We start from the raw sequence: 11,268 nt of genomic DNA on the forward strand, positions 1-11,268 counted from the left end.
GTTCTCCTATTCCCCGCTACCGAAAATCCATTCGCCCGCCACCTCGGCCACCTGGGCCAGGGGCACGCGCCGCTGTTCCGCCTGGTCCCGCAAGGGCTTCAGGGTCACTTCGGCGGCCGCCGCTTCTTCATCGCCGATGATGGCCGCCAATTGCGCGCCGGAGCCATTGGCCCGTTTCATCTGAGCCTTGAAGCCGCCGCCACCACAATGAAAATGCACGGCAAAGCCGGCATCCCTAAGTTGTTCCGCCACGAGGAAGGCATGGCGGCTGGCCGCTTCCCCCTGGTGCACCAGATAGATATCGGGCGCCGGCCGGGCCGGCTCGTGGCCCTGCTCCAGCCACAGAGCCAGCAGCCGTTCCACGCCCATGGCGAAGCCGCAGGCCGGGGCCGGCTTGCCGCCCAGTTGCTGCACCAGGCCGTCGTAACGACCGCCCGCGCAGACCGTGCCCTGGGCACCGAGCTGATCGGATATCCACTCGAACACCGTCAGGTTGTAATAGTCCAGGCCCCGCACCAGGCGCGGGTTGATCCGGTAGGGAATCGCCGCATCCCGCAGCACGGCCTGCACCCCCTCGAAATGCTTGAGGGATTCCTCGCCCAGATAGTCGATCAGTTTGGGGGCGCCTTCCACCAGATCCTGCATCTCCGGATTCTTGGTATCCAGGATACGCAACGGATTGGTATGCAGGCGACGCCGGGCATCGGCGTCGAGGCGCGGTTCATGACGGCTCAGGTAGTCGATCAGTTCGGCGCGATGGCGCGCCCGCTCCTCGGCCTGGCCCAGGGTGTTGATTTCCAGGCGGATGCCCTCCAGGCCCAGGTCATCCCAGAGCCGGGCACCCATCAGGATCTGTTCGGCATCCACGTCGGGACCGGCAAAGCCCAGGGCCTCCACGCCCACCTGATGAAACTGGCGATAGCGTCCCTTCTGGGGACGCTCATGGCGAAACATGGGACCCATGTACCAGAGTCGCTTGGGTCCTTCATAGAGCATGTTGTGCTGGAGCACGGCCCGCACGCAGGAGGCCGTGCCTTCGGGACGCAAGGTCAGTTTTTCCCCGTTGAGACTGTCCTCGAAGGAATACATTTCCTTTTCGACGATATCGGTCACCTCGCCGATGGCCCTGCAGAACAGGGGCGTGGCTTCCACCAGCGGCATGCGGATGGGCCGGTAGCCATAGGCTCGCAGCCAGTCGCGGACCAGTTCCTCGAACTGTTCCCAGAGTTCGGCTTCGTCGGGCAGGATGTCGTTCATCCCGCGAATGGCTTGCAAAGTTTGGCTCATGTTTGAAAAAGGTCAGAGGCGCGGCGGATAGGTGCGCGCCACATAATCATCGATGATCTGGCGGAACTCGGCGGCAATATTGTCGCCGCGCAGTGTGGTGACCCGCTCCCCGTCCACATAGACTGGCGCCACCGGCTCCTCGCCGGTACCGGGTAGGGAAATACCGATATTGGCATGTTTGCTTTCCCCCGGACCATTGACCACGCAGCCCATCACCGCCAGGCTCATGTTCTCCACTCCGACCCGCTCCAGATTCCACTGGGGCATCCGGTCGCGGACATAGGTCTGGATATCCTGGGCCAGTTCCTGGAAATAGGTGCTGGTGGTACGGCCGCAACCTGGGCAGGCTGCTACCAGGGGAGTGAAGGCGCGCAGCCCCATGGTCTGGAGTATCTCCTGGGCCACGATCACTTCCCGGGTTCGATCGCCGCCAGGTTCCGGAGTCAGGGAAATGCGGATGGTGTCACCAATGCCTTCCTGCAACAGCACGGAAAGCGCCGCAGTGGATGCCACGATGCCCTTGCTACCCATGCCGGCCTCGGTCAGGCCCAGATGCAGGGCGTAATCGCCACGCCGGGCCAGTTCCCGATAGACCGCGATCAGATCCTGGACGCCCGAGACCTTGCAGGAGAGCACGATGTGGTCGGCGGACAGGCCCAGTTCCTCGGCCTTGCGGGCCGACTCGATGGCGGAGGCCACCATCGCTTCGCGCATGATCTGCACCGCGTCGCGGGGCACGGCACGATGGGCGTTCTCGTCCATGATCCGGGCCAGCAGATCCTGATCCAGGCTGCCCCAGTTGACGCCAATGCGAACCGGCTTGTCGTAGCGGCAGGCAATTTCGATCAATTGGGCGAACTGCTCGTCACGGCGGGCGCCCTTGCCCACGTTACCCGGATTGATGCGCAGCTTGGCCAGGGCCTCGGCGCATTCCGGCACCTCGGTCAAGAGTTTGTGGCCGTTGAAGTGGAAATCCCCCACCAAGGGCACGTCCTGGCCCATGGCGATCAGTCGCTCCCGAATCTTCGGCACAGCCATGGCCGCTTCCCGGGTATTGACGGTGATCCGCACCACTTCGGAGCCGGCCCGGGCCAACTGAGCCACCTGCATCGCCGTGGCGAAATCATCCACGGTATCGGTGTTGGTCATGGACTGCACGACCACAGGCGCGCCACCGCCCATCAGGACGCTGCCAACGCGAACGGAACGGGTGACTCGGCGGGACAGGGGCCCGTCCGGCAAGGAAGCATCCATGGGAATCAATCCAGGGTCAGGCGGGCGACGGCGTCGCGGGTATGGGGCTGGAGATCCACCTTGCGATCCCCATAAACCACGCGCACCCCGGAGGCTTTTCCGATCCAGAGCTGGTAGGGAGGACGGCCGCTGACCGTCTGATGGCTACCTTTGGGGAACTCCCCGGTCAGTATGATGCGCTGGGTGGCGTCCTTCACCTCCAGCCAGGAGATATCGTCAAAATCGAAGACCAACGCTGGAGCAGCGGCCACCGCTGCGGCCGACTGCATTGGTAGCGGCGCCGCCGCAGCGGTGTCCGGAGACACCGGTTCAACAGGGGAGGAAACGGTCACTGGCACCTGAGACTCCATGGGTGGGGGCATCGCCTCCACGGCCGGGTTTGCCACAGAGGACAGGGGTACGGTCCCTTCCGGTGCTCCTACATCCCGGCGGGTGTACAGATAGCCCGCCACGACAGCAACCACCAGGAACAACAAACCGATGATCAATGCACGCTGGTTGCGCTCAACAAAGGCTTCCGGCGCCGCATCCCCCATGTTGCAGGGAGCTGCGATTTCCGCCTGGGTCACAGGCACCTCGGTATCGAGGCGGGACAACAGATCCCCGGCATCCAACTTCAACAATTTGGCATAGACCCGAACAAAGCCCCGCACGAAGGTCGCACCTTGCAAGACCTGATAGTCATCCCGTTCCAGCGCCTCGATCTGCCGATGGCTGAACTTGAGTATCTGCGCCACGTCGTCAATACCCATGCCCATACCCTCACGGGCCTGGCGCAAGCGAGCACCGGGCAATTGCACCGGTATGGTTTCTGGCACTGGGGGCAACTCAGGTCCGGCATCGGCATCGAGACTTTGCTCGCTCATTCGTATTGTCCCTGAAGCATTTTCTGGAATTCATTGCTGGTGGAAAATTTCTGCCGCAACTGGGCACCGAACCTGGCCTCATCCCCCCGATTCCCCTGACCACGGGCGATACGAAGAGCCAGCCAAGTCGATTCGGCACTAGCCTCAACGAGGCGGTGGAAGGCCGCGATGCGCAGTTGGGCTTCGCCGTAACGCCCCAGCTTGTGGTTCAGCTCCGCCAACATAAACAGAGCTCGAGGATTGTTCGGATCGACGCGCAGAGCTTGCGCCAGATACTCGCCCGCCCTATCGAAATTCTTGATGTTTTGCGCGCAGGCCGCCGCGTTGGTCAAGGCCACCGCCGGCGCGGCATACAGGGGATTACGCACTGCTGCCTGAAGATACTCCAGGCCTTTGGGCTCCTGACCAATCTGACACAGGAACCAGCCGTAATTATTGCTGATTTCCGGATCCCCAGGTTCTAGCTTCAAGGCCCGCTCGAAGGCATCGCTGGCAGCACGATGCTCCTTGAGCTCCATATAGACCAGGGCCAACAGATTGTGGGCAGGGGCATAGGAAGAATCCGCAGCAATGGCAATTCTCGCCTCATCCAGGGCCGTGGAAAACTGGCGAGCCTCGTAATAGCCGGCCCCGAGATCCGCATGGCTCTTGGCCCGAGCCCGAGTGCTCTTGCCGCTGCCCTGCTGGGCATCCGGCTGCTGAGCACGCGACGAATGAAGCAAGAGATCGTCACCGCCGGTCGAGGTACACGCTGCCAGGATGAAGAGCAGGCACAACCAGAGCATCGTTCTCACTAGGCCACCTCCGTCAGGGGAATGCTTGCACGGGCCAGACGGCGGGATTTATCCCGCACCTGGCCAGCCAATTGACCGCAGGCCGCGTCGATATCGTCACCGCGGGTCTTTCGGATCGTGGTGACAATCCCTTGCCGCAGCAGCACTTCGCCGAAGCGTCGAACCTGCTCTGCGGGGCTGCGACGATAGACAGACCTGGGGAAGGGATTGAAGGGAATCAGATTGAATTTGCAGGGCACATCACGGGTCAGTTCCAGCAACTGGCGGGCATCGATTTCGCGATCGTTCACACCATCGAGCATGACGTACTCGAAGGTAATGAAGTCCCGGGGCGCCGACACCAGGTAACGGCGGCAAGCGGCCATCAGTTCAGCCAGGGGGTACTTGCGGTTGATGGGTACCAGTTCGTCGCGCAGGCGATCATTGGGCGCATGCAGCGAAACCGCCAGGGCGACGGGACATTCCTCCCGCAACCGGTCCATGGCCGGCACGATGCCCGAGGTGGACACAGTCACGCGGCGCCGCGACAAACCGTAGGCATTGTCGTCCAGCATCAGGTACAGGGCGGTGACCACGTTGTCGAAATTGGCCAGAGGCTCGCCCATGCCCATCATTACCACATTGCTGATGATCCGCTCTGTCCCGTTTGCCGCTTCAGCGATTCGCTGCTCCTCTCTCCCCTCCGTGTGAGAGGGGACAGGGGTGGGGGAGCGATGACCACCAAGCACTCGATTAGCCTGCCAGAGCTGGCCAATGATTTCCGCCACCGTCAGATTACGGTTGAAACCCTGCTTGCCGGTCGAGCAGAAAGAACAGTCGAGAGCACAACCTGCCTGGGAGGAAATGCACAGGGTGCCACGGGTGGCCTCAGGGATGAACACCGTTTCTATGGCATTCTGGTTACCCACATCCATCAGGAACTTGCGAGTGCCATCATCCGACAGTTTGTCTGAAACAATGGATGGTGGCTGGATGACCGTCACCGACTTGAGTTTGTCACGCAGACTCTTGGCGATGTCGGTCATTCCATCGAAATCGTCCTGCCCGTATCGATGCATCCAGCGCAACACTTGCGTGGCGCGGAACGGCTTCTCGCCAAGATGGGCGAAAAATGCCGCAAGACCTTTGGCATCGAAATCGAGCAGGTTGACGGACATTAACGACTGTAGACGTTCAGGGCCGGGAAGAAATAGGCGATTTCCACCGCAGCAGTTTCAGGCGCGTCGGAGCCATGCACGGCATTGGCGTCGATGGAGTCGGCGAAGTCAGCGCGAATCGTGCCAGCTTCAGCCTTCTTGGGGTCTGTGGCGCCCATCAGCTCACGGTTCTTGGCAATCGCGTTCTCGCCTTCCAGAACCTGCACCATGACCGGACCGGAAATCATGAACTCCACCAGATCCTTGAAGAAGGGGCGCTCCCGGTGCACCGCGTAGAAGCCTTCAGCCTCGGCACGGGAAAGCTGCACCAGCCTGGCGGCCGCGATTTTCAAGCCGGAGGTTTCGAAGCGGCTATAGATTTTACCGATGACATTCTTCGCCACGGCATCGGGTTTGATAATGGACAGGGTGCGTTCAATCGCCATCTGCTTCTCCTTCGGCTTTCTGATTTAAAAACAGGGGATTCTACCAAGTTAGGCCGCTGAACTCTAATCCAATCCCGCTATCCTCGCCTTCATTACGGTATTCGGCGGCCACCCCAACGCCAGGCACCCAAACCAGATCTTCATTGCAGTACATCAATGGCAGACGCTCCCTGATCCAGGGAGGGATGGCGCTCTCCCGCAGCCAGTCCTTCAAGGGGCGGTTTTTCCTGGTGCGTCCCAGCTGCAGACGCTCACCGCCACGGCGTAGACGGAAGCTGACTCGTCCCTTATCCAGAAGTTCCTGCCGGATTTCACCACCCGGGCCACGCTGGATCAGGATTTCCCCGCCCATCCAGGGTAGCCGGTACTCTCCCTGCCACAGCAGTGCATTTTCCGCCTCCGCGATCTCCGGAACCACCCAGACCTCGCCCCGATATCGGTGAATCGCGAAATCACCCAGCCGCAAGCACGGCGCCGCATCCGGTGTTGCCGCCACAAGCTGGCGGATGAATTCCTCCAGTTCCCCGCGGCTGCGTACCTTCGCGCCCTGCCAACGCAGGTACCAGTACAGCAGGTTCTCGGCACGATCGGTGCTCAACTGGCTCAAAGTATCCACAGACAGGCGGGATCCGTTCCCGAAATCCTGCCTGGCCAGGTTCTCTAACAGCCCCGCAGCCGCCCGGAATCCCTGAGCGGCCCGCGCCAAGTTTTCCGACGCGGCCGGGAAGTGACTCACTATCCGGGGGATGATTTCGTTTCGCAGGTAATTGCGACGGAAAATATTGTTTTCGTTGCTTTCATCCTCCACCCAGCGCAGGCCATGATGTACCGCATAGTCATGCAAGCGAGCGCGGGGCACGGGCAACAGGGGCCGTAGAAGCTTCCCCGTACGCTCAGCCATGGCACCGGCGCCCACCGAGCCGGTCCCCCGCAGCAGATTCAACAGCAGGGTTTCGACCTGATCATCACGGTGATGGGCAAGTGCGATCCAGTCGGAAGGGAGACCATGCAGCACCTCATAGCGGGCACGTCGGGCCGCCCCCTCAAGTCCTTCACCGCTCCCTTGCCCCACCAGGACCGACACACAAAGCAGTGGGATATCCAGTTCGCGGCAAAATCCCTCACAGTGCTGTTGCCACCCAGCAGCATTGGGGCTAAGCCCATGATTGACATGAACAGCGCAGAGAGACAAAGCAGCCCCCTCTCGTTGCAAGGTGGCCAGCAGATGCAGCAGGACCGTCGAGTCCAGCCCCCCTGAATAAGCAACCGTCACACGCCGCCCTCGCGCCAGATAGGGGGCCAGGCGTTGGCCCACCAACTGGGGCAGGGAATCAGTGGCGGGTCTGTTCCTTGAACTTGCCATAGCCCATCAGCCGCTCGAAACGACGAGCGATGAGCTCAGTGGGTTCCATGCCGGAAAGCTGCTTGAGAACGTCCTGGAGGGACTTTTTCAGCGTGGCCGCCATGGCGATTTGATCCCGGTGAGCGCCGCCACAAGGTTCGTTCACCACTCGATCAACCAGGCCCAGGGCTTTCAGGCGGGCAGCGGTAATTCCCATGGTCTCTGCTGCCACAGGGGCCATCTCAGAACTTTTCCAGAGAATAGAAGCGCAACCCTCGGGAGAAATAACGGCGTAGGTGGAATATTGGAGCATCAGCACAGCATCTCCCACGGCGATGGCCAGGGCACCGCCCGACCCTCCTTCACCGATGACGGTAGTGATCAGCGGAACCCGTAGTTCGGCCATGGCATAGAGGTTGTGTCCAATGGCCTCCGACTGCCCTCGCTCCTCCGCATCAATACCGGGATAGGCTCCTGGCGTATCAACAAAAGTGAAGATCGGCAGTCCGAAGCGTTCAGCCAGTTTCATCAGGCGCAAGGCCTTACGATAGCCCTCGGGACGAGGCATGCCAAAATTCCGGGAAATTTTTTCCTTGGTATCCCGTCCCTTTTGATGTCCGATGACCATGCAGGCCTGACCATTGAATCTGGCCAAGCCACCAACAATGGCAGCATCGTCCGCAAAAGTGCGATCACCGTGCAGCTCCTCGAAGTTGGTGAAGATGTGCTCGACATAATCCAGCGTATAGGGGCGTTGAGGATGCCGCGCCACTTGGGCGATCTGCCATGGTGTCAGCTTGGCGTAGAGATCTCTCGTCAGGGACAGGCTCTTGGCCTCCAGACGGCTGATTTCTTCGGAGATATCGACGGCGGAATCATCCTGAACGAAACGCAATTGTTCGATCTTGGCTTCGAGTTCCGCAATCGGCTGTTCAAATTCAAGAAAGGTCGTTTTCATGGGAACGCATTCTATCGCGCTGGAGAGCTGTCTTAAAAGCAAAAACCCCTCGTTCTTGAGGGAACGAGGGGTAATTGGGGATGGGGAGTCTGGCGCTGACCTACTTTCGCGAGAGGTTAACTCACTATCATTGGCGCGATCCTGTTTCACGGTCCTGTTCGGGAAGGGAAGGGGTGGTTCCAAGACGCTATGTGCACCAGACGAAACTGGGGGTGCTGAGAGAAGCAGCGGAGCTGTTATCTGAGCACCTGAATGGGGAAGTAAAGATTTTGGGGTGAGTGATTGTATTTTGCGCGAGTGTCGCCGGCAAGGGGAGACACTCAATGTTATAGGGTCAAGCCGCACGGGCAATTAGTACTGGTTAGCTTAACGCATTGCTGCGCTTCCACACCCAGCCTATCAACGTCCTGGTCTTGGACGACCCTTCAGGGGGCTCAAGGCCCCGGGAAGTCTTATCTTGAGACGAGTTTCCCGCTTAGATGCTTTCAGCGGTTATCTCTTCCGTACTTAGCTACCCGGCGATGCCACTGGCGTGACAACCGGTACACCAGAGGTACGTCCACTCCGGTCCTCTCGTACTAGGAGCAGGCTCCCTCAAACTTCCAGCGCCCACGGCAGATAGGGACCAAACTGTCTCACGACGTTTTAAACCCAGCTCACGTACCACTTTAAATGGCGAACAGCCATACCCTTGGGACCGGCTACAGCCCCAGGATGTGATGAGCCGACATCGAGGTGCCAAACTCCGCCGTCGATATGAACTCTTGGGCGGAATCAGCCTGTTATCCCCAGAGTACCTTTTATCCGTTGAGCGATGGCCCTTCCATACAGAACCACCGGATCACTATGACCTGCTTTCGCACCTGCTCGTCTTGTTGGACTCGCAGTCAAGCCTTCTTTTGCCATTGCACTATCAGTACGATGTCCGACCGTACCTAGAAGACCTTCGTACTCCTCCGTTACTCTTTGGGAGGAGACCGCCCCAGTCAAACTGCCTACCATGCACGGTTCCCGATCCGGATTCACGGACCAAGGTTAGAACCTCAACGACACCAGGGTGGTATTTCAAGGTTGGCTCCACGCGATCTGGCGACCACGTCTCACAGCCTCCCACCTATCCTACACAAGTCCCGTCAAAGTCCAATGCAAAGCTACAGTAAAGGTTCATGGGGTCTTTCCGTCTAGCCGCGGGTAGATTGCATCTTCACAAACACTTCAACTTCGCTGAGTCTCAGGAGGAGACAGTGTGGCCATCGTTACGCCATTCGTGCAGGTCGGAACTTACCCGACAAGGAATTTCGCTACCTTAGGACCGTTATAGTTACGGCCGCCGTTTACTGGGGCTTCGATCAAGAGCTTGCACCCCATCACTTAACCTTCCAGCACCGGGCAGGCGTCACACCCTATACGTCGTCTTTCGACTTTGCAGAGTGCTGTGTTTTTATTAAACAGTCGCAGCCACCGATTCTCTGCGGCCCCATCACGCTTCGTGGGCAAGCCACTACACGCTACCGGGGCATACCTTCTCCCGAAGTTACGGTATCAATTTGCCGAGTTCCTTCTCCTGAGTTCTCTCAAGCGCCTTAGAATTTTCATCCTGCCCACCTGTGTCGGTTTGCGGTACGGTCAATCTTGAACTGAAGCTTAGAGGCTTTTCCTGGAAGCAGGGTATCGCTCACTTCGTCTCACGAGGAGACTCGTCATCACGCCTCAGCTTAGCCCGACGGATTTGCCTATCGGGCACGCCTACACGCTTAAACCACCTATTCCAACAGATGGCTGAGGTAACCTTCTCCGTCCCCCCATCGCATTCAAGACTGGTACAGGAATATTGACCTGTTTTCCATCGACTACGCCTTTCGGCCTCGCCTTAGGGACCGACTCACCCTGCGCCGATGAACGTTGCGCAGGAAACCTTGGGCTTTCGGCGAGGGTGCTTTTCACACCCTTTATCGCTACTCATGTCAGCATTCGCACTTCTGATACCTCCAGCATTCCTCCCGGAACACCTTCGCAGGCCTACAGAACGCTCCCCTACCACGCACATTACTGTGCATCCGCAGCTTCGGTTATTGGCTTGAGCCCCGTTACATCTTCCGCGCAGGACGACTCGATCAGTGAGCTATTACGCTTTCTTTAAAGGATGGCTGCTTCTAAGCCAACCTCCTGACTGTCTATGCCTTCCCACCTCGTTTTCCACTTAGCCAATCATTGGGGACCTTAGCTGGCGGTCTGGGTTGTTTCCCTCTTGACGATGGACGTTAGCACCCACCGTCTGTCTCCCGTGCATCACTTTCCGGTATTCGGAGTTTGCTATCGCGAGGTAGATCGCAATGACCCCCTCAACGATTACAGTGCTCTACCCCCGGAAGTGTCCACACGAGGCACTACCTAAATAGTTTTCGGGGAGAACCAGCTATTTCCAGATTTGTTTAGCCTTTCACCCCTATCCACAGCTCATCCCCTAGTTTTTCAACACTAGTGGGTTCGGACCTCCAGTACCTGTTACGGCACCTTCATCCTGGCCATGGATAGATCATCTGGTTTCGGGTCTACGCCCTGCAACTAAAGCGCCCTTATCAGACTCGCTTTCGCTACGCCTCCCCTATTCGGTTAAGCTCGCTACAGAACGTAAGTCGCTGACCCATTATACAAAAGGTACGCAGTCACCCCTTTCAGGGCTCCCACTGTTTGTATGCATGCGGTTTCAGGATCTATTTCACTCCCCTCCCGGGGTTCTTTTCGCCTTTCCCTCACGGTACTAGTTCACTATCGGTCGATCACGAGTATTTAGCCTTGGAGGATGGTCCCCCCATCTTCAGACAGGATTTCACGTGTCCCGCCCTACTTTTCGTACGCTCAGTTCCACAATCGGGCTTTCATATACGGGGCTATCACCCGCTCTGGCCAACCTTTCCAGGTTGTTCTATTAACGCAACTGCTAAATCGTACAGGCTCTTCCCCGTTCGCTCGCCACTACTTGGGGAATCTCGGTTGATTTCTTTTCCTCGAGCTACTTAGATGTTTCAGTTCGCTCGGTTCGCCTCCTCGCACCTATGTATTCAGTGCGGGATGACCCTTTCGGGCCGGGTTTCCCCATTCGGACATCTCCGGATCAATGCTTGTTTGTCAGCTCCCCGAAGCTTTTCGCAGACTACAACGTCCTTCATCGCCTGTGATCGCCA

Annotated in this window: 8 protein-coding genes and 2 rRNA genes (1 of these 10 cut by a window edge); all 10 read right to left on the bottom strand. The window is 58.8% G+C overall.

The window, feature by feature from the left end:
• Positions 1-6 precede the first annotated feature (6 nt).
• Entirely contained in the window at positions 7-1,287 is a 1,281-nt protein-coding gene (gene hisS, locus DENOEST_RS13175; RefSeq protein WP_145772155.1) for a histidine--tRNA ligase, read from the bottom strand.
• A gap of 12 nt (positions 1,288-1,299) precedes the next feature.
• Positions 1,300-2,541 (bottom strand): flavodoxin-dependent (E)-4-hydroxy-3-methylbut-2-enyl-diphosphate synthase, encoded by a 1,242-nt coding sequence (gene ispG / locus DENOEST_RS13180; RefSeq protein ID WP_145772156.1) that lies wholly within the window; start codon positions 2,539-2,541, stop codon positions 1,300-1,302.
• A gap of 5 nt (positions 2,542-2,546) precedes the next feature.
• Positions 2,547-3,407, bottom strand: coding sequence for a RodZ domain-containing protein (locus tag DENOEST_RS13185; RefSeq protein ID WP_145772157.1), 861 nt, complete (start codon positions 3,405-3,407; stop codon positions 2,547-2,549).
• Positions 3,404-4,192: a type IV pilus biogenesis/stability protein PilW gene (pilW, locus tag DENOEST_RS13190; RefSeq protein ID WP_232096584.1), complete on the bottom strand. Its 789-nt coding sequence runs from the start codon at positions 4,190-4,192 to the stop codon at positions 3,404-3,406. The genes DENOEST_RS13185 and pilW overlap by 4 nt, the downstream gene beginning before the upstream one ends.
• A gap of 8 nt (positions 4,193-4,200) precedes the next feature.
• Positions 4,201-5,358, bottom strand: coding sequence for a 23S rRNA (adenine(2503)-C(2))-methyltransferase RlmN (rlmN, locus tag DENOEST_RS13195; protein WP_145772159.1), 1,158 nt, complete (start codon positions 5,356-5,358; stop codon positions 4,201-4,203).
• A complete protein-coding gene (gene ndk, locus DENOEST_RS13200; RefSeq protein WP_145772160.1) occupies positions 5,358-5,783 on the bottom strand; it encodes a nucleoside-diphosphate kinase in 426 nt (141 codons plus the stop codon). Before ndk ends, rlmN begins: the two co-directional genes overlap by 1 nt.
• A gap of 40 nt (positions 5,784-5,823) precedes the next feature.
• Entirely contained in the window at positions 5,824-7,146 is a 1,323-nt protein-coding gene (tilS, locus tag DENOEST_RS13205; RefSeq protein ID WP_145772161.1) for a tRNA lysidine(34) synthetase TilS, read from the bottom strand.
• Entirely contained in the window at positions 7,115-8,083 is a 969-nt protein-coding gene (locus DENOEST_RS13210) for an acetyl-CoA carboxylase carboxyltransferase subunit alpha (protein ID WP_145772162.1), read from the bottom strand. Before DENOEST_RS13210 ends, tilS begins: the two co-directional genes overlap by 32 nt.
• An 87-nt stretch (positions 8,084-8,170) precedes the next feature.
• Positions 8,171-8,284 (bottom strand): 5S ribosomal RNA (gene rrf, locus DENOEST_RS13215).
• Between the two features lie 129 nt (positions 8,285-8,413).
• Positions 8,414-11,268, bottom strand: a 23S ribosomal RNA gene (locus DENOEST_RS13220) (it continues 33 nt past the right edge of the window).

This window comes from Denitratisoma oestradiolicum, assembly GCF_902813185.1.
GTDB classification, from domain to species: Bacteria; Pseudomonadota; Gammaproteobacteria; order Burkholderiales; family Rhodocyclaceae; genus Denitratisoma; species Denitratisoma oestradiolicum.

Coding starts and splice junctions, on each gene's coding strand:
- hisS (WP_145772155.1), bottom strand. CDS start 1,287: ATGAGCCAAACTTTGCAAGCCATTCGCGGGATGAACGACATCCTGCCC.
- ispG (WP_145772156.1), bottom strand. CDS start 2,541: ATGGATGCTTCCTTGCCGGACGGGCCCCTGTCCCGCCGAGTCACCCGT.
- DENOEST_RS13185 (WP_145772157.1), bottom strand. CDS start 3,407: ATGAGCGAGCAAAGTCTCGATGCCGATGCCGGACCTGAGTTGCCCCCA.
- pilW (WP_232096584.1), bottom strand. CDS start 4,192: ATGCTCTGGTTGTGCCTGCTCTTCATCCTGGCAGCGTGTACCTCGACC.
- rlmN (WP_145772159.1), bottom strand. CDS start 5,358: ATGTCCGTCAACCTGCTCGATTTCGATGCCAAAGGTCTTGCGGCATTT.
- ndk (WP_145772160.1), bottom strand. CDS start 5,783: ATGGCGATTGAACGCACCCTGTCCATTATCAAACCCGATGCCGTGGCG.
- tilS (WP_145772161.1), bottom strand. CDS start 7,146: ATGGCAAGTTCAAGGAACAGACCCGCCACTGATTCCCTGCCCCAGTTG.
- DENOEST_RS13210 (WP_145772162.1), bottom strand. CDS start 8,083: ATGAAAACGACCTTTCTTGAATTTGAACAGCCGATTGCGGAACTCGAA.